At 62.8% G+C, this 18573-nt stretch carries 20 protein-coding genes and 1 pseudogene; 7 read left to right on the top strand and 14 right to left on the bottom strand.

The window, feature by feature from the left end; genetic code table 11:
* Positions 1-3: 3 nt before the first annotated feature.
* The 3 genes from PPN31114_RS03510 to PPN31114_RS03500 form a co-directional block, all read right to left on the bottom strand.
* The gene (locus PPN31114_RS03510) at positions 4-1317 is read right to left on the bottom strand and encodes a TolC family protein (RefSeq protein WP_150678089.1); all 1314 of its coding nucleotides are present in this window, start codon (positions 1315-1317) and stop codon (positions 4-6) included.
* Positions 1318-1498: 181 nt separating this feature from the next.
* Complete coding sequence (locus PPN31114_RS03505; RefSeq protein WP_150678088.1) at positions 1499-2032, bottom strand: hypothetical protein; 534 nt, start codon at positions 2030-2032, stop codon at positions 1499-1501.
* Positions 2033-2036: 4 nt separating this feature from the next.
* Positions 2037-2375, bottom strand: coding sequence for a DUF4148 domain-containing protein (locus PPN31114_RS03500; protein ID WP_150678087.1), 339 nt, complete (start codon positions 2373-2375; stop codon positions 2037-2039).
* A gap of 299 nt (positions 2376-2674) precedes the next feature.
* On the opposite strand from PPN31114_RS03500, the gene PPN31114_RS03495 reads away from it, so the two are divergent.
* From PPN31114_RS03495 to PPN31114_RS03475, 5 genes are all read left to right on the top strand, one after another.
* A complete protein-coding gene (locus PPN31114_RS03495) occupies positions 2675-3373 on the top strand; it encodes an alpha/beta hydrolase (protein ID WP_150678086.1) in 699 nt (232 codons plus the stop codon).
* A gap of 176 nt (positions 3374-3549) precedes the next feature.
* Positions 3550-4608 (top strand): acetamidase/formamidase family protein, encoded by a 1059-nt coding sequence (locus PPN31114_RS03490; protein ID WP_150678085.1) that lies wholly within the window; start codon positions 3550-3552, stop codon positions 4606-4608.
* Between the two features lie 12 nt (positions 4609-4620).
* A complete protein-coding gene (locus tag PPN31114_RS03485; RefSeq protein ID WP_150678084.1) occupies positions 4621-4860 on the top strand; it encodes a XapX domain-containing protein in 240 nt (79 codons plus the stop codon).
* Positions 4861-4870: 10 nt separating this feature from the next.
* Positions 4871-5062 carry a DUF1427 family protein gene (locus tag PPN31114_RS03480; RefSeq protein WP_150678083.1) on the top strand — a complete coding sequence of 64 codons (192 nt, stop codon included), beginning with the start codon at positions 4871-4873 and terminating at the stop codon, positions 5060-5062.
* Positions 5063-5163: 101 nt separating this feature from the next.
* On the top strand, positions 5164-7539 hold the full coding sequence (locus PPN31114_RS03475) for an acetamidase/formamidase family protein (RefSeq protein WP_150678082.1): 2376 nt from the start codon (positions 5164-5166) through the stop codon (positions 7537-7539).
* Between the two features lie 3 nt (positions 7540-7542).
* Here the strand turns inward: PPN31114_RS03475 and PPN31114_RS26525 are convergent, their stop codons facing one another.
* Positions 7543-7677, bottom strand: a complete 135-nt coding sequence (locus tag PPN31114_RS26525; protein ID WP_281350937.1) for a hypothetical protein — start codon at positions 7675-7677, stop codon at positions 7543-7545.
* A gap of 98 nt (positions 7678-7775) precedes the next feature.
* On the opposite strand from PPN31114_RS26525, the gene PPN31114_RS03470 reads away from it, so the two are divergent.
* Positions 7776-8621, top strand: coding sequence for a LysR family transcriptional regulator (locus PPN31114_RS03470; RefSeq protein WP_150678081.1), 846 nt, complete (start codon positions 7776-7778; stop codon positions 8619-8621).
* Between the two features lie 19 nt (positions 8622-8640).
* On the opposite strand, the gene ssuD is transcribed toward PPN31114_RS03470, so the two are convergent.
* The 7 genes from ssuD to PPN31114_RS03435 are packed head-to-tail and all read right to left on the bottom strand — an operon-like array spanning position 8641 to position 16477.
* Positions 8641-9765, bottom strand: coding sequence for an FMNH2-dependent alkanesulfonate monooxygenase (ssuD, locus tag PPN31114_RS03465; protein ID WP_150678080.1), 1125 nt, complete (start codon positions 9763-9765; stop codon positions 8641-8643).
* 39 nt (positions 9766-9804) lie between these two features.
* Positions 9805-11181 (bottom strand): LLM class flavin-dependent oxidoreductase, encoded by a 1377-nt coding sequence (locus PPN31114_RS03460; RefSeq protein ID WP_150678079.1) that lies wholly within the window; start codon positions 11179-11181, stop codon positions 9805-9807.
* 18 nt (positions 11182-11199) lie between these two features.
* On the bottom strand, positions 11200-12492 hold the full coding sequence (locus PPN31114_RS03455) for an SfnB family sulfur acquisition oxidoreductase (RefSeq protein ID WP_150678078.1): 1293 nt from the start codon (positions 12490-12492) through the stop codon (positions 11200-11202).
* Between the two features lie 23 nt (positions 12493-12515).
* Positions 12516-13787: an SfnB family sulfur acquisition oxidoreductase gene (locus PPN31114_RS03450; RefSeq protein ID WP_150678077.1), complete on the bottom strand. Its 1272-nt coding sequence runs from the start codon at positions 13785-13787 to the stop codon at positions 12516-12518.
* Between the two features lie 37 nt (positions 13788-13824).
* Positions 13825-14487 carry a methionine ABC transporter permease gene (locus PPN31114_RS03445; RefSeq protein ID WP_150678076.1) on the bottom strand — a complete coding sequence of 221 codons (663 nt, stop codon included), beginning with the start codon at positions 14485-14487 and terminating at the stop codon, positions 13825-13827.
* Positions 14459-15643: a methionine ABC transporter ATP-binding protein gene (locus PPN31114_RS03440; protein ID WP_150678075.1), complete on the bottom strand. Its 1185-nt coding sequence runs from the start codon at positions 15641-15643 to the stop codon at positions 14459-14461. Before PPN31114_RS03440 ends, PPN31114_RS03445 begins: the two co-directional genes overlap by 29 nt.
* 27 nt (positions 15644-15670) lie before the next feature.
* Positions 15671-16477 (bottom strand): MetQ/NlpA family ABC transporter substrate-binding protein, encoded by an 807-nt coding sequence (locus PPN31114_RS03435; protein ID WP_150678074.1) that lies wholly within the window; start codon positions 16475-16477, stop codon positions 15671-15673.
* 193 nt (positions 16478-16670) lie between these two features.
* Between PPN31114_RS03435 and PPN31114_RS26375 the strand changes: the two are divergent.
* Positions 16671-16778, top strand: a pseudogene (locus PPN31114_RS26375) (co-chaperone GroES); the annotation flags it as partial.
* Between the two features lie 105 nt (positions 16779-16883).
* Here PPN31114_RS26375 and PPN31114_RS03425 read toward each other — a convergent pair.
* From PPN31114_RS03425 to PPN31114_RS03415, 3 genes are all read right to left on the bottom strand, one after another.
* On the bottom strand, positions 16884-17639 hold the full coding sequence (locus tag PPN31114_RS03425; RefSeq protein WP_150679127.1) for a sulfite exporter TauE/SafE family protein: 756 nt from the start codon (positions 17637-17639) through the stop codon (positions 16884-16886).
* A 142-nt stretch (positions 17640-17781) separates the two neighbouring features.
* Positions 17782-18261, bottom strand: a complete 480-nt coding sequence (locus PPN31114_RS03420) for a RidA family protein (protein ID WP_150678073.1) — start codon at positions 18259-18261, stop codon at positions 17782-17784.
* A 50-nt stretch (positions 18262-18311) separates the two neighbouring features.
* Positions 18312-18524: a DUF4287 domain-containing protein gene (locus PPN31114_RS03415; protein ID WP_150678072.1), complete on the bottom strand. Its 213-nt coding sequence runs from the start codon at positions 18522-18524 to the stop codon at positions 18312-18314.
* Positions 18525-18573 lie beyond the last annotated feature (49 nt).

The raw sequence follows: 18573 nt of genomic DNA, 5'->3' as shown, positions 1-18573 counted from the left end.
TCCTCACTGAATTTTCGATTGGGTCAGAAGCTCGGGGGATAGCAGCGATACGCCGTCGACACTGCCGCCGACGGCGAGGCCGACCGTGGCGTAGGCGCTGTAGGCGCTGGCGACGGACGTGATGTATTGGGAGCGCGCCTGGGCGAGCGTGCGTTGGGCATCGAGCACATCGAGGAAGCCGAACTTGCCTAGCAAAAAGCCGCGGCGCGTCGCGTCGTAGGCGCTCTGCGCCTGCGGCAAGATGTCGTCCCTGAGGCGACGCGTTGCCTCGCGTGCTGCGGTGAATTCGGCGTACGCGCTCGTAAGCGTTGCCTGTTGTTGCTGGCGAACGCCAAGATAGGCATCGCGCGCGATATCGGCACGCTGCACGGCCTCCAGCGTGGCACCGCGACGCGTGTCGAAAATCGGCAATGGGATCGACAACCCAACCACCGCTTGGTTATCCGTGCGCCCGCCATCGGTCACGCGCTTCAAACCCAACGTGACACTCAGGTCGGGGATCCGCTGCGCGCTTTCCAGTTTTGCGAGGGCGTCGCGGCGTTGAATCTCCTCGCTCGCCGAGCGCACCGCAGGCGTGATGTCGAGCGCCGCCGCGAGACGCGACCATTCCGGCAGTGACGGCAACGCGTCGAGGCTGCCCGAGAGCGTGCCGGGCAACTGCGCTTCGCCGACACTGAGCACCTGCGCGAGCCGCGCCCGTGCGCGGTCCCGCGCGGCATTGGCGCTCGCGAGTTCGATCTGGGCGTTATTCGCGGCAATCTGGGCGCGGCCTTCGTCCACGGGCGAGACCTTGCCAGCCTTCACCCGGCGCTGCACGGCGGCGTGGGTTTCCTGCGCAATGCTGGCCGTCTGCGTCGCAAGGTCGACGAGCTCGGCGCTCGCCAGCGTCTCGTAGTAGCGGGCGACGACCTCGCTGCGCACAGCGGCTTCGCTGGCTTGGGCATCCAATTCGGCGGCACGCTGCGCAGCGGAACCGGCTTCGACCCGCCATTTACGCTGGCCGCCCAGCTCGATAGGCTGCGTCAGTTGTGCCGTGGTCGTGCGCGTGGTACTGCGGAAATCTTCCTGTAGGACCGAGAGCTCGGGGTTCGGACGTGCGCTCGCCTGAAGCAGCGCCCCCGACTGCGCGTCGATTTCTCGTCGCGCCACCTTCAGCCCGATGTTGTTCTCGAGTGCGCTGCGCATGGCTTGCGCCAGCGTGAGCGCCGCCAAGGGGCCGGATGAACTATCCGCCGGACTCACGGCAGGCTGTGCACTTGCCGTGGCGGTGCCGAGCAGCAGCATGGCAACGCCTGTTGCATAGAGGGTGATCTTCATGGGCGCAAAGAGGACCGGCACGCTGGCTGGGGGGAGATCGTGGCCGATCTGCCAGCGCGGCCGGACAAGGAAAGGGGAAACCGTTCGTGAAGCACCGGTCAGCGGGCATCCTAAGGACCGGCCGCGATCAGCAACATGAAACGGGGATTACATTTTTGTCATCTTCCGATGAGGTGCGCTGTCACGGATGCGTGCTCCCGTGCCCCGCTCGGGCGAGTCGAGACGCGGCGACAGCGCGCCGTCCATCGGCTTCCGGCATCGGTTCGATGGCGCCATACATGGTGTTTAGCCATTGCGTGAGGCGCAACTCAGCGAAGTAAGTCTGCCCCCCGTCGAGGCGCAGACGCCGCCCGAAGGGTCCATCGGCTTGACCGGTGAACGGGTGTTCCCCCGGCGGCAGATCGAGCACCAGATACGTCATCGGCGCGAGATCGCCTGCGTGTGCCGCGCCCACGTCGACCGGCGTCACGCGGCGAGGGTCGGTCGTTCGCTGGCGAACGAGATACACCCGGGCGACATCGGACGGCGGCGGTGAGAACGCTTTCGCTTGCGCATCGGCGTCGACACTTTCGAGTGGCACCGAGACGCATTGCGATGGCTTACCCAACCAGCGACACGGCACTAAGTCGTTGGCCTGCGCCGTGCCAGCGGTGACCAGCACGACTGCGAATGCAGCCCCAACGGCGGGCGCGAGAGACAGGAGACGCCGACGCATGTCGTCAGTCCACCTGCGGCAACTTCGGATACACCGAATCGGGCTGGTTAAGCAGGCCCTGCGAGGCAGCCGCTTCCAACTCCTTTTGCACTTGCTCGCGCGTCATCTTCGACGGCGATTGGGTCGCCTGAAGCGCCTTGAGCGTGGTCGGCACCGGCACGCCGTTGGCATGTGCCTCGTTCAATTGCTTGGCGACGTCGTCACGGGCAACCGTCGACCCGGTAGCGGACTCGAACGGCGGCATGTTGTTGTCGTAGCGTGCCGTGGCCTGTGCAGACATCGACATCAAGGCGCTGGCGCTGAGGGTGGCAAAAGTGGAGATAAGCAATGCGCGTTTCATCATGGTGATACCCCTTTAAGTTGAGATGACTCGGGAAGACGTCAGTCCCTGTGGAACTGTTGGGTACCATCGTAAGAAGCTGCGGCAAACAACAACATGAAGCGCGGATTACTTATTTGTCATGCGTGCTTAACATTCATCGAACGAGTCATCGAAACACGTCATCGAAGCGGCATAACTTGTCTCACGCCCGACGAATTCGTCACCTATAGTCGTTACTCCGGGACGCCGGATAGCCTCGTCTCGTCGGCAGGCTATGCATCGCAAATGCGCCGACGAAGGGTATCGACTAGGAGCAGAGCATGAGCGATAAACCGACAGTCATTCTGGTTCATGGTTTCTGGGGAGGCGCGGCGCACTGGGCGAAGGTCATCGTCGAACTGACGCGCAAAGGATATAGGTCGATTCACGCCGTCGAGTTGCCGTTGACATCGCTTGCCGACGACGCAGAGCGTACGCGCAAGATGATCGCGCAGCAGCGCGGCCCCGTTCTGCTGGTGGGACATTCCTACGGCGGTGCGGTCATCACCGAAGCGGGCAATCAGCCAAACGTCGTAGGACTCGTCTACATCGCCGCGTTTGCGCCCGACGCAGGAGAGAGCCCCGGCGGCATTACCGAACAACACCCTCCCGTCGCCGTTCCCAATCTGGCACCGGACAGCGACGGTTATCTGTGGATCAAGCCAGACAAATTCCACGAGAGCTTCTGTCAGGACCTGACGCCAGAGGAAGGTCTCGTGATGGCCGTCACGCAAAAAGCCCCCCTCGCCTCGACCTTTGGCGACACCATCTCTGCCCCCGCATGGAAAGTGAAACCATCGTGGTATCAAATTTCCAGCGACGATCGGATGATTGCCCCGGAAAACGAGGCGATGATGGCGGCGCGGCTGAACGCGAAGAAAGTCATCACGCTCCCGGCCAGCCATGCGTCGCTGGCATCGAAGCCCGTGGAGGTTGCCGCGCTCGTCGATGAGGCCGCCGCGACGCTCGCCAGCCGCTGAGCACTTCCCACCATGTCATGCCCGGCGCGCCGTCAACGGCACCGGGCATTCCCCATAGACCGGGGTTAACGTTAGTTCCTTCCAGCAACAGAGAACGTGTCAAACGCTCCTAATCGTCGGGTTTTGTCGGGCACTACCATGACTTCACCCTAAAACGAAATATCAGGAGACATGGCATGCTTCACGACCTTCCCGCACGGCCGGAAACCGTGCACTGGGGCTACTTCGACGCCACCCAGCGTCCCGCGCTGACCGTGAAAAGCGGCGATCTGATTCGCGCCGAAGCTGTCACGCACCACGCGGGCGACGCCCCCGATCTGATGATGGACGCCGCCGTGCGCGCCATCTACGACACGATTCCCCATGAGGACCGCAACCCCGGCGTGCACATCATGACCGGCCCGATCTTTGTGGAAGACGCGAAGCCGGGCGACATGCTAGAAGTGCGCTACCTCCAGATGATTCCGCGCTTTCGCTACGGCGCGAACGTGGCCGCGCATTGGGGGCAACTCTACGAGGACTTCAAGAAGGAACGCGTGACCATTTACGAGCTCGATAACCGCTCGAACACGGCACACGCTCTCTTTGCCTTCGACTATCCCGGCAAGCTCACCACGCCCGGCAAGGTGGTCGATCATCGCGAATGCTGCAAACAACCGGCGCTGGCTGGCGTACGCGTGCCCGTGCGCCCGCATCTGGGCACCGCTGGGGTCGCCCCCGACGCCAAGGGGCGTGTGACCACGGTCGAGCCGGGGCTGCACGGCGGCAATATCGACAACTGGCGTATCGGCGCGGGCGCCACCATGTACTACCCGGTGCAAGTGGACGGTGCGCTGTTCTCGATTGGCGACCCGCATATTTCGCAAGGCGATGGCGAGATCAGCGGCACCGCCATCGAAGCATCGCTCAACGTGCTGTTTCAGATCGTGCTGCGTAAGGACTTCCAGTTCCCGTCGCCGCTGCTGGAAACGCCTGACTGCTGGATCGTCCACGGTTTCCACCCCGATCTCGACGAAGCGGGCAAGAACGCCGCACGCGACATGGTGCAACTGCTCACCGAGCAGCAAGGACTGTCGCGCGACGACGCCTACTCGCTGATGAGCGTCGCAGCAGACTTTGGCGTCACCCAAGTGGTCGACGGCACGCAAGGGATTCACTGCACCATGCCGCGCAGCCTCTTCCCGCCGGAGCCGACCGACGCGATGGAAGCCGCTTCGAAATTAACGAAGCCGTAAGGAGCCCACGCCATGCAATACGTCTATGTCGGGCGCAACGAAATCGTCGCCCTGGTTGTCGGGCTGGTCACAGGCACGCTGTACTCGTGGCTCAACCTGCCGATTCCCGCGCCGAATGTCGCCGGTGGCATTTTTGCCATCGTGTTCACGTACCTCGGCTATCTGATCGTGCAGGCGTGGCGGCGTTCGGTCACGTTCGGCCGTCCGCCCGCCGAGGCACTGCCGCCTGCGCGGCCAGCCCGGTCATCCTGAGGAGTGCGTCATGGTAGAACTCACGCTAGGCGCCACTGAACTTCAGGCGGCCGCTGTCGGGCTGGTCACCGGCATCGTCTACACGAGCGTACGGGCACCGATTCCCGCGCCCAATGTGCTCGGTGGTATTTTTGCTATCTTTGGCACTTTCGTCGGTTTCGTGCTCGTTGCCGCCATGCGGGGCCAGTTGCACATCGGCTAGACACACGCGAACGTCGACAACCCGTTAGCGGCACGTCCCGGGCCAGTGTTCGTACTGAGCACGCTGGCCCGGGCTTTCGTTACTTATGCAGGAGGCAGGCCTTGGATCGCGCGCATTTTTCTACCGAGTCGTACGCGCATGACCAGCGAGGCCCTGCGTGGCAAGCCAAGCTGCTCGACGCCCGCTTGCACTTCCGCTCGCCTGCGCTAGCGCAACCGCTGCACGGCACGTTGCTCTCGCATCGCACGCCGGCCGGTATCGAAATTTCCGTCATTGCTGCAACGCCGCAGATTGTGTCCGCACGTGCTGGCGGTGAGCGTGGCTATCTGCTGATCATGTTGCTCGACGGGCAAGCCGAACTCACTGGCAGCGTGATCGACGAACCGCTCTCGACCGGTGAGATCGTCTGCATTCCGGGCATGGAGAACGTCGATTTCGTTGCCCGCACTCCGTTTCGCATCGTCACCCTGCACGTTCGGCACGCGCTGATCGCGCCCCGATTGGCCAGTGCGCCGCTCGTCGGTACTTGCAAGCTGCACCCTTCAGTCGGCGGATTGTTCGGCGGTCTGCTGCGCACGCTTGCCGATCAGCTCGATGCGATGCCGGAGCCCGATGGGCAGGCGCTTGAACCGGTCGAAGGGGTGCTCCTGGAATTGCTGGCTTCGGCCCTCGCGAGCGCCAAACCGCATACCGCGTCGGGGCTATCATCATCGCGCTCGACCGCGTTCGCACGGATCTGCCATCGCATACAGGCGCGTCTTGCCGAGCCCGATTTGTCGCTCTCAGCCATTGCCAGCGACGAACATGTCTCGGATCGCTATTTGCGAAAACTGTTCGAAGACTCCGGTCATAGCTTTTCGACCTATCTGCGAAATAGCCGCTTGGAGCGTTGCCACGCCGATCTCGCGAACCCCGCTTACGACCAGCTAGCGGTGTCGGACATCTGCTATCGCTGGGGTTTCAACGATCCGTCGTATTTCAGTCAGGCCTTTCGCGAGCGGTTCGGGGTGTCGCCAAAGGCCTATCGCGAACTCAGCGTGCAAGCGCGCAGCCTGCCCGCCCGAGCGCGGATATCGCGCGGCCATCCCGACTTTCCGCCGACCGGGTCGCAACGCAGCGCAGGTTCAGTGGCAGACCCGGCGCGCACCGGCGCCCGGCGTGCGGCACTCCAGTTGCACGCCGAAGCCCACGATTCGAGCGATGTTCACAACGACGGTTCGGATCACACGGGACAGCACCACTATCTGCGCGCGACCCGCGAGTCGGTGCACTGGGGGTATCTGAGTCATGATTTGACGCCCGTGTTGACGGTGGAATCGGGCGACACCGTGACGATCGAAACCCTGACCCAGCACGCTACCGACGACTGGGAGCGCATGGTGCAAGGCGACCCCGGGGCCGAGAGCGTATTTCACTGGACCGCCACGCAGAAGAACGTCGACCGGCGCGGTGCTGGCCCAATGGACGCATCGGTCTACGGGCGCGGCGCCGGAGAAGGCTTCGGTGTCCACATCTGCACCGGCCCCATTGCCGTGAAAGACGCCATGCCTGGCGACGTCCTCGAAGTCCGAATTCTCGACTTGCAGCCGCGCCCCAGTGCCAACCCGGCGTATGCGGGTAAGGCGTTCGGCGCACACGCGTCGGCATGGTGGGGCTTTCACTATCAAGACATGCTCACGGCACCGCGCGAGCGTGAAGTCGTCACCGTTTTCGAGATCGACTGCGAACGCAACGACGGCGTGGCACGCGCGATCTACAGCTTTCGCTGGACGCCGCAGCGCGACCCGTTCGGCGTCGTGCACGCGACGATCGACTACCCCGGCGTGCCCGTCGACCACACGAAGATCACCAAGAATCATCGTGCGCTGAAGGACATTGAGATTCCGCTGCGACCGCACTTCGGCGTACTCGCGGTGGCCCCTGCGCAAGACGGGCTGATCGACTCCATTCCGCCGTCAAGTTACGCGGGCAATCTGGACAACTGGCGGGTCACGCGCGGATCCAGCGTGTTTCTGAAGGTGGCGGTGCCCAACGCGTTGCTGTCGATCGGCGACCCGCATGCGTCGCAAGGCGATGCCGAACTGGGCGGTACGGCCATCGAATGTTCGCTCACAGGCAACATTCAACTGATCTTGCACAAGAAGGCCGCCATTGCGGCCAACGCGCCATTCGCCGATCTGACCTATCCGTTGGTGGAAACCGCGAACGAGTGGATCGTGCACGGCTTCAGTTCCCCCAACCATCTCGCCGAGTTGGGCCAGAAGGCGCAGAGCCAGATCTACATGAAATCGACGCTGGATAGCGCCTTACGCGACGCCTTCTACAAGGCGCGCCGGTTCCTGATGCAAGTTCACGGCCTGACCGAGGACGAGGCCAACGCCATCCTTTCGGTCGGCGTCGATTTCGGTGTGACGCAGGTCGTGAACGGCAACTGGGGCGTACACGCCATCATTCGCAAGCGGTTGTTTTTATCCTGACCCCTACCGCAACACCGCCACCAACAGGGTGGTCAGCGCCGCAACGGCGAACGCGACGCCCGCGAGACTGACGATATGGGCCGTCACAAACTCCCTTCCCGATTGCTTGGATTCCACGCGCTTCAGACATTGCGACATCGCTTAGCTCCTTGAATGGAGCCATCGTAATTAGCGCTCGACCATTCGAACAGCACATGGCAGCATATTTCAATGATGACAAAATCGAATGATCGATCATGAATACGCTCGATATCGACGCGGTTCGCGCGTTTGTGCTGACCGTTGAACTCAAGAGTTTTACGCGCGCCGCTGAAGTGCTGAACTCCACGCAATCGGCCGTGAGCGTGAAGATCAAGCGGCTCGAAGCCATGTTGGGCCATCGGCTGCTCGATCGCACACCGCGTCAGGTGCGGTTATCGGCGAGCGGGCTTGCGTTCCTGCCCCCGGCGCGGGCGCTCGTGGCGGCACACGAAAACGCACTGCAAGCGTTCAGCACTCAAACCCGGCGACTGGTGATCGGCATCAGCCATCATCTTGTCGGTACGAACCTGCCCATGTTGCTGCGCCGGATGCACGACGCCGACCCCGGCGTGATTGTCGAGCTACGCGTCGCCCCTTCCCGAGAACTGCTTGAAAGTTACGATGCGACGGACATCGATGCGTGCATCGTCCTGCGCCACGACACGCGGCGTCTCGATGGAGAGCATGTGATGGCGCAATCGTTCGGCTGGATGGCGGCGTCCGACTTCGCACCACGCGCCGCAGGTGGTCTGCCACTCGCTACACAAGCGCAGCCGTGCGCCGTGCGCGCGATGGCCGTCAGCACGCTGGACGCAGCCGGTATCGCGTGGCATGAAGTGTTCGTCGGTGGTGGGGTCGGCACGATTGGCGCGGCCGTATCTGCCGGGCTAGCCGTCGCCGCCCTCGCGCACCGCGTGGCGCCGCCCGGAACGGTCGACGTCGGCCAGCGGCTCGGCCTGCCCGCGCTGCCGATACGGGACGTTGTGATGCACACCGGGCTCAGCGATGGACAAGCCCGGCGGACGCTTCAAACGCTTTGCGCGGCCTTGCGATCCGCGTGATCCGCGCGATCTGTGTGATCTAGCGGCTGGCGCGCACGTCAAAGGCCCCACCGGTCAACGTGCGATCGCGCAACGTCACCGGCTGTTTGCCCGGTATCAGCGGGAAGACCAGTTCCGCAAATCGAATGGCTTCCTCCAGATGCGGATAGCCGGAAAGGACGAACGTGTCGACGCCGATATCGGTGTACTCCTTGAGCCGCGCGGCCACTTCCTCGGCATTGCCCACTAGCGCCGTGCCCGCCCCGCCGCGCACTAGCCCCACGCCCGCCCATAGGTTGGGCCCCACCACGAGTTGGTCGCGCCGCCCGCCATGCAAAGCGGCCATGCGCGCCTGCCCCACCGAATCCATCCCGGCGTAATTGCGTTGTGCCGCCGCAATGTCATCGTCGCTCAGGTGGCTGATGAGGCGGTCGGCGTCGGCCCACGCCTCGTCGCTTGTCTCGCGCACGATCACGTGCAGCCGAACGCCGAAGCGCAATGTACGTCCGTGCTTTTCGGCGCGCTTGCGCACGTCGGCGATCTTCGCCGCAACCGCTTCCGGCGGCTCGCCCCAGCTGAGATAAGCGTCGACGTGCTTCGCAGCCAGCGCGTGCGCAGCCGCCGACGATCCACCAAAATAAAGCGGCGGATGCGGAAGCGTCGCAGGTTCAAAAAAGTTTTGCGCACCGGCCACCTTCAGGTGCTGCCCTTCGAAATCGACTGTCTCGCCTTGCAGCAAGCGCCGCCAGATCGTCAAAAATTCGTCGCCTGCCGCGTAGCGTTCGTCGTGGGCGTAGAACACGCCGTCAGCGGCCAACTCGGTGGCATCGCCCCCGGGCACGACATTGAGCAACAAACGCCCTGCGCCTAGCGCCTGATCCAACGTTGCCGCTTGCCGAGCCGATGCGGTGGGGTTGCCGAGCGAGGTGCGCAACGCGACCAGCAACTTGATGCGTTGTGTGACCGGCACCAGACTCGCCGCCGTGACCCACGGGTCAAGACACGAGCTGCCCGTAGGAATGAGCAGACCGTCGAAGCCTAGCCGCTCCGACGTTTCCGCAATTTGACGCATATAGGCATTCGTCGCTGGCCGGCCGAAATCCGACTTACCCAGATAGCGCGTGTCGCCCGACGTGGGCAGAAACCAAAAGATTTCAGGATTCATGATGAAGTGCGGCGTTGCTTGTCGTAGGTCTCGGCCATGTCACGCTGTCGTTGTGTCACGGCGGAATCTCGCGCCTGCGTGCTGCGCAGGCAGGCGATCGCCACGCCCGAACAATTGCTGGCGGAAAGTGCCGCTCGCGTATTCGGTGCGATAGCGGCCGCGGTTTTGCAGTTCAGGGACCACAAGGGTTGCGAAGTCTTCCCAAGTTTCGGGCACCACGATGCGGGTCAGGTTGAAGCCGTCGATTTCGCCGACGTCCACCCAGCGTTCAAGCTCGTCGGCCACTTGCGCCGCATCGCCCACAATCGTGTGATAGCGGCTGCCCAGGGCAAACTGCTCCAGCAACTTGCGCCGCGTGGTCCAGCCCTGCTGTTGGGCCGTTTTGGTCGCGGATTGGATGGCGTTGCCCGCACCAAAGTCAATCGGGTCGTCCAGTCCATACCGGGCGAAGTCCACGCCGGTACTCGCCGCAAAGTGGGCCAGCCCGCTTTCCGCGCTGGCGTGAACGAGATACTCCGCATATTTTTCGCGCGCTTCGGCCTGCGTTCGACCCGGCACGACGGCAATGCCCGCGTAGATCTTGATGTCGTCCGGCCGACGTCCGGCATCCACCGCCGCTTGGCGCAGCTTGCGCGACGCGGCCCGCGCCGCCTCCGGCGTATTCGCGCCGATGAAGATGCCCTCGGCGTGCTGGCCCGCGAAGCGCAGCCCGCGAGACGACGTTCCCGCCTGAAACAACACCGGTGTGCGCTGCGGCGACGGTGCGCTCATGTGGATGGCGTTCGCCCGGTAGAACGGCCCTTCGTGCACGACGGGCCTGACCTTCTCCGGCAGCGTATGAATGCGCCGCGCTTTGTCGGCCACCACCGCGCCGTCATCCCAACTGCCCTCCCAAAGCTTGTATGACAGGTCGAGAAAGTCTTCGGCGCGGTCGTATCGACTGTCGTGTTCCGCGAGCCCGCCCTGTCCGAGCCCCCGTGCGCCACTGTCGACATAGCCCGTCACGATGTTCCAGCCAAGGCGGCCGTTGGTGAGCTGATCGAGCGTGGAGACGTCGCGAGCGAAGGTATAAGGGTGATGCGCGCTGACCGACGCGGTCAGACCGAAACCGAGGTGTTTCGTCACGGCCGCCATGGCGGAGACGATCAGCCACGGATTGTTCACAGGCAGTTGAATGCCTTCACGAAGCGTCAGGTCGGTGCTGCCTTGGTAGACGTCGTAATAGCCGATCACATCGGCGATGAAGATACCGTCGAACAGGCCGCGCTCCAGCACTTGCGCGATATGCGTCCAGTATTCCAGCGTGTTGTATTGCGTCGAGCGATCGCGCAGGTGCGTCCATAACCCGTGATGAATGTGCCCCACGCAGTTCATGTTGAATGCGTTGACGTGAATGTGCCGCTTGGCTTGCGTCATGATGTCGTCCTCTTGCGCTCAGAGCGCGCCGTGACGCGGCGGACGCACGCCATTGAGCACGTAGTTGCCGACGGCGTGGTACTTCCAGCGCACCGGATCGTGCAACGTATGGGTACGCGCGTTGCGCCAGAACCGGTCGAGCCCGAGGCCCGCCAATGTCGCCCCTGTCCCTGCCAGTTCGAACAACTTGTTGCTCGCGAGCAGGCTCGCGCTGGTGCTAAGCGCTTTGGCCTGTGCAACGGCAATCGAGGCGGCGGCCACGCTGTCCTCGTCGGGCTGGCGCTGTGCGGCATCCACCGCGAGCGCGGCGCGTGCGATCAGCGCATCGGCCGCGCGCAGACGGACGTGCACGTTGCCGATCTGCGAGAGCAGCAACGGATCTTGCGAGGCGCTCGAGACACCCGCGTCGATCCACGGCCGCGAGTGCTCACGGATAAACGGCAATGTCGCCTGCAACGCGCCGTGTCCGATACCGGCATCGAGTGCCGCGTGAATGATCTGTGCAAACGGGCCAATGGTCGTTGGCCGCTCGAACGAGGCGGTGAACGGCACCACCCATTCGGGCTCGACCCGCACACGCTCGAATTGCACTGAGCCGCTGCCGGTTACGCGCTGGCCGAAGCCGTCCCAATCGTCGGTAATCGTCAGCCCCGGCGCCGTGCGCGGCACGAATACGAGGTACGCGCGCTCTCCCGAGGCTTCTTGCGCAACGGCGAGGGTGGGAATCCAGTGCGCGTAAATCGCACCGGTGCAATAGAACTTAGCGCCCTGAATGAACCAGCCATCGGGTTCACGCAATAGCTGCGTGCGGCGCTTGAAATCGCGCTGCCCGACTTCGGCCAGCGCATTGCCCAGACGTTCACCACGCAGCACCCGGTCGTAGAAGAACGCCTTCTGCTCTGAGGTGCCGCCCACGCGCAAGACTTCCAGCGAGTAATAGTGATTTTGCGGGATGTGGCCGAAATTGCCGTCCGATGCCGCGATCAGGCTAACGGCTTGCGTCAGCACTCCGGTGGAGACTCCCGCGCCGCCGTATTCCTTCGGCACCGTAATGCCCCAAAGGCCGCTCTGGCTGAATTGCTCGACCTCGCGCCATGGCAGGCGGCGGTCGTGGTCGCGCTGGCGGGCACCTTGCGCAATGTCGCGAGAGAACTCGCCCGCCACATCCAAAGCCTGAGTTTCATCGCGAATGATCTGTGCGGGTTCGCGTGGCAAGGCGGCAGGTGTCGGTTGAGTGCCGAATCCGCCACCGCTGGCGGCATCGTGTTGCGTCGAGGCGTTCGTGAAGGCTTGTATCAAAGCTTGCGTCATGCCAGTTCCTGAAAATCGGCCGCTCAGTTCCACTGATGGCGCGTTGGCAACGCACCGTTGAGCACGTAGTTGCCGAGCAAGTGATATTTCCAGCGCACTGGATCGTGCAGCGTGTGCACGCGGGCATTGCGCCAATGGCGGTCGAGGTTGTGCGTTGCGCGGCTCGCGGCGGACCCGGCTAGCGCAAATAGATGCTCGCTGGCGAGAAGCGCGGCTTCCGTGGTCAGAATCTTGGCTTCGGCCACGGCGACCGAGGCGCGAGCGCTGAGGTGTTCGTCGAGCGGATGTTGCGCCAAGGCATCCAGATAGCGTGCCGCTTCGAGCAGCACGGCATGCGCGGCATCCACCTCGATCTGCAACTGGCCGATTTCGTGAATGATGTAAGGGTCGGCGCTGGCGCTAGGTACCCCAGAGTCGATCCACGGACGGCTCTTCTCGCGCACAAATGCCACCGCATCGCGTAGCGCCCCTTGGGCGATACCCGCGTCGATCGACGCCTGAATCAGTTGCGATACCGGGCCGGATAACGTCGCCACTTTCTCGAACTGCCATACCGGCACCACATCGGCTTGGGTCACAACGACACGATCGAAAACGACACCGCCGCTCGCCGTGGTGCGCTGGCCGAAGGCGTCCCAATCATCGAAGATCGTCACGCCCGGTGCATCGCGGCGCGCCCAGACCTGCACGGCACGACCTTCCTCATCCAGCGCCCGGAAAGGCACCCAGTGGGCAAACGCGGAACCGGTCGAATAAAACCGCGTGCCGCTCACGCGCAACACGCCATCGGTGTCGCGATGCAGGCGCGCCGTGGCTGCATACAGATGCGCTGCCTTCGCTTTTCGCTCGGGTCCAGCGTTGCCAAGGCGATGCCCGGCCAGCACGTCGGCAAACCAGCGCTGCCGTTGGGCTTCACTGCCCATGTCCCGAAGGTTTTGCAGCACCGCGAAGTGGTTCTGCGGTATCTGGCCCAACGACGGATCGGCAGCGCATACCGTCACGAACAGTTGCGCCAGCGTTTCATACGAGGCGCCCAAGCCGCCATAGGCCTTAGGCACGGTGATCGCCCATAGCCCGCTCGCGGTGTAGCGCTCGATTTCGTCCCACGGCAGAAGACGGTTACGGTCGCGCTCGGCCGCACTTATGCGGAAATCCTCGGCCAGTGTCGCCGCGATCTGTAGCGCCTCGGCTTCGCTGGAAATACGGTATGGCGCGCTTGGCGGCAACGGTAGCCGGTCGATCACACGAGGCCGTGGGGGCTCGTGAACATCCAGTGTCTTTGTGGCTTGGGTCATAGCGGAATCAAATGTCGGGAAATTCGGTGCGCCTGCCTCAGCGGGTGCGCAACCAATGGGCGTATCTGTCGCCGATGACCTGCACCACGCTCACGAGCACGATCAACGCGGCAATGACGATCAACATCACCTGCGTGTCGAAGCGCTGGTAGCCATAGCGAATCGCCAAATCGCCCAATCCACCCGCGCCCACGGCGCCCGCCATGGCGGATGCACTAATCAATGCCACCAGCGTGATGGTGAAGCCGCCGATCACGCCGGGCAGTGCCTCGGGGAGATAGACGTGGCGAACGATGTCCCACTTCTTGCAGCCCATTGCCTGTGCGGCTTCGATCAACCCCGGGTCGACTTCGCGCAGCGACACCTCGACGATGCGGGCGAAGAATGGCGTGGCGCTCACCGCCAACGGCACGATGGCAGCCCACACGCCGATAGTGGTGCCCGTCACGAGTCGCGTGAAAGGAATCAGCGCCACCAGCAAGACGATGAACGGCGTGGCGCGAAACCCGTTGATGACGCTGCCGACCACCCGGTTGACCCGGGGCCAAGCGAGGAAGCCGCCCGGTGCGGTAACGATGAGCAGCACGGCCAGCGGGACGCCCGCGACGAACGCGATGCCACCCGACACGCCAACCATCATCAGCGTATCGATCAGCGCGTTGCCGTAGCGTTCAATGGGGATGGACAGCGTCAGCGACATATCCCAATACCTTGATGTCATGCGCAATGGCTTCGGGCCCTTGCGTCAGTGTTTTCCATTCGGCAGTGTTGCGCCGGGCAACGGCACCGCGCAATGCGATGACCAATTGGCCCTGCGCGTGCCCTTGAATACGGTCCACGCCGCCGTGCAAGAGCCGTACGTCGCCTTGCAACGCGCGGGAGATGCGGGGTAAGTCCGGCTCCAGCCCGTCCGCGCCGCGATAAGTAAATTGCAAAATCTGCGCGTGATCGCCCACCGGCGCCTCGGTCTGCAACGACTGCTGGAGATCGTCCGGTAGCCCGTGTTGCAACGGCGCAAGGAGTGCCTTCGTGGCCGGGTGCACCGGCATGCCGAACACTTGCCACACGTCGCCCAATTCGGCGATACGCCCTTTTTCCAGCACCAGCACCTTGTCGGCAATCTCGCGAATCACACTCATCTCGTGGGTGATGAGAATGACCGTGATGCCGAGCTTTCGATTGATGTCGCGGAGCAATTGCAGAATGGACTGCGTGGTTTCCGGGTCCAGCGCCGATGTCGCTTCATCGCACAACAGAATCTCCGGCCCAGTCGCTAGCGCCCGCGCAATGCCGACACGCTGTTTCTGCCCGCCCGATAGGCGCCCCGGATAGGTCCCCGCTTTCTCTTGCAGCCCAACAAGCGTCAGCAGTTCGCGCACGCGCGCTTCGATTTGCGCCTTCGGCACGCCTGCCACTTGCAAAGGCAGCGCCACGTTGTCGAAGACGGTTTTCGCCGAGAGCAAGTTGAAGTGCTGGAAGATCATGCCGATGCGGCGGCGAAGCTGCACCAGTTGCGCGTCGTCGAGCGTGGCGATGTCGATACCGTCGACCAGCACCTGACCGCTCGTGGGCCGCTCCAGCCGGTTGACCGTGCGCAGCAGGCTGGATTTGCCTGCCCCGCTTCGACCGATGATGCCGAAGATGCTCCCCGGCGCGACGTCGAGCGTGATGCCGTCGAGCGCTGCGACTGGACCGGCGGCCGACGCATAGGTCTTTGCCACGTTTCGGAACGCCACTGCGCCTTTCTCGTTGAATGGCACAGGCGCATGCGACGCAACGGTTTGTGGCCCTCGGTCATCGGTTTCCCGAACGGCAGCACTCGCCAGCGGCTGCCTTGCTGAAACGGTGACTCCCATCGGGAAGCTCCTTGATCCGGCGATAAATTACGGCTTGACCCAAGCCAGCGTGTACAAACGCTTGTCGTCGTTGAACGAATGGAGAATCGTCGTCTTTACCGCGTCGGAGTTCTGATAGATGCGAATGAACTTCTGCACGACCGGGTCTTGCGTGCGGTTTGCTTTGACGACGAATTGAATGGCGAAACGCGAGTCTTCAATGCCCGAATAAGCCAAGCCGCTCGACGGATCGAACGCCTTCGACGACACGATGAAGTGCGGATACCCCTGTGCGATATCGACGTCGCCCGTAATGCGAACCAGTTGCGGCCCTTCCACCTCGACGAATCGCAGCTTCTTTGGGTTCTCGGTAATGTCGTTCAAGGTGCCCAGAAAGCCGACGCCGCTCTTGAGCTTGATGAGACCGACCTTTTGCAACAGCAGCAAACCTCGGCCTTGATTCACCGGATCGTTGGCAATGCCGACCTTGCCGCCTTGCGGCACTTCAGCGACCGTTTTGTGTTTGAGCGAATACAGGCCCACGTTGGCCAGAATGCCGGTGCCTGCGCTGGCGAGCTTGAAGCCATTCTTCTGGATCGCGTTGTCGAGGAACGGCTGGTGCTGGAAGTAGTTGATGTCCAGATCGCCTGCGTCTACCGCGATGTTCGGCGTCGTCCAGTCGGTGAACTCGACCACATCGACGTCGATGCCCTGACGCTTGGCCTCTTTGGCCGCGACGGCAATCGAGTCGCCATAGGCCCCTGCCATGACACCGATGCGCAGCTTGTCGGCTGCATTTGCGTTGAACATGACGAGTGCCGCCAGCGGGGCGAGAAACAGGCTGGAAAACTTCATGGATAACTCCGGGAACAGATGACGTGTGGAAGAGAGCGTTTGTTGTCTGGCGTTGCGTGCGCCGAAACGCTATTTAAACCTCACGGACACGCCGTTACTACGAAGCAAAACGGGTATGCATATGCCTGTTTGCGGTCTAGCTTTAGCACTCGATTTTCTAAAGCCAGAATCACGCGCAAGTGGGAGTGCGGGCAAATGCAGTCAAGAGACCAAGACCGCTTCGGGCATCGTGCTGCCCGAGAGCGCCGCAGAAAAACCGGATCAGGGCGAAGTGCTTGCCGTCGGCCCGGGCCGACGTGACACGGAGCGGCGGTAGGTGCGGGTGGTGCGGGAGGTGCGGGAGGCCCCGGTTTCGATTGCTAAGCGGGTCCGTCGCGTACGTTCGGCCCTTGGGGCGAGTGCCACCCTACTGCACTCGCTCCAACAACCTTGGCAAAGCAGACACCAGCAGCGTCACGCCTGATGCGGTCAGCAGCCCGAGCACCACTTGTCGAAACCGCGCTTCGCTAATACCGATGTAGAGCTTCGCCCCGAGCAACGTGGGGATGGGCATGGCGATCGCGACGATACCGAAGAACGGCAGCATCTCGCGGGTGACGATGCCGGTGGCCAGATAGGTGCCCATCGTGACGAGCAGCATCGACAAATTGAAGTTCTGAATGACGGCGCGCTGCACGTCTTTGTCGACGCCACGCAGCGTGCACCAAAGCGTCGGGAGCGTCCCGGCAAAGCCGCCGACACCACCGAGTACACCGCCAGCCATGCCCACCAGCGCATCGGCTGCGCGGCCACCGGACGAGATTTTCGGCAAGTTCCGGGCCAACAACATCGTGGGACACCACACCACCAGCAGCGTCCCGAGGATGGCCTTGAACCAATCCATATCCAGTCGCGGCAGCAGTGCGACGCCGAGTGGAATGCCGAGCAAGCCGCCTAATACGAACGGCAGCAAGCGCTTGAGGTCGACGCCACGCCGCACTGTAACGGCCGCGAGTATTTGCCCCGACAGCGCGCCGAACACAGCCAGTGTGGCGGCGAGCCGCGGGTCGAGCACCCACGCCCAGAACGACATCGCGGCGAGCCCGAATGCAAAACCCGACAGCCCTTGAATGAAGCCCGCCACGACAGTGCCGAGCACCACCACCAGATACACCGAATCCATCGTCGCCCCCATCTGCATTGTTCTGCTTGCATTGTGAGCGTGATGGCGCGCGGTGCTAATCGCACTTAGCTATGCAGCGATATGGATTTGGTTATGCGTTCTGGCATTTCGCTGCTCGGGCGGCGAACCGGCAATATCGGCGTCATGCAACGCCTTTAATTCTGAAGATAAAGTCCACTTCGACGACTGCTCCCTTGGGTAGTTGAAGCACGCCGACCGACGTGCGCGTGTGGACGCCAGCATCGCCAAGCACTTCGAAGAGGACATCGGAGGCGCCGTCGGCCACTTCGCTTTGCATCGTGAACCCTGGCGCGCTTCGCACGAAGACGCTAATGCGCGGGACGGCGACGATCGCATCGAGACTGCCGCAGGCGCGGTGAATCAATGTCAGCGCCCGTAAGGCCGATACCCCGGCCGCCTGACGCGCGTCTTCCAGTGGAATCATGTCGCCGGCGCTGCCGATGAAGTGCACGGTTTCGCCAATTCTCGGGATCTGCCCGGCAACGTAGGCCGTGTCGCCGTCGATCAGCACCGGTGTGTATTTCCCGCCGATCTTGATATCGTCGTCCACCGGAAAGCCGAATCGATCGGCAACCAGCCGCCACTGCTTGTCTCTGCTCATTCCTTCCCCGCGTCATAAGTTGATTGACGCGCTTATCTTAATGGATCAGCCTACTTCGCCGCTTGCGAGCGTTGGTAGGCCACCAGCGCGTTCGCATGCCCATGACCAAGACCATGCTCAGCCTTCAGGCGCGCGACCTGCTCCATGTGCTTCACGTCCTTCATTCCGTCCAGCACTGCCAACCAATGGCTGATCGGCTTGCCATACGTCTTTTCAATCGACGGGAAGTAAGAAGCGGGGCCTTTAACTTTTTCGGTTGTCATCTTTCTTGTCTCCTGATGTTGTTCTGGCGTGCAAGCTTACCGAGGATTC

It is taken from the genome of Pandoraea pneumonica, assembly GCF_902459645.1.
GTDB lineage: Bacteria > Pseudomonadota > Gammaproteobacteria > Burkholderiales > Burkholderiaceae > Pandoraea > Pandoraea pneumonica.
Note: the sequence above shows the minus strand (reverse complement) of the source record. Positions and strands in the feature narration are given on the sequence as shown.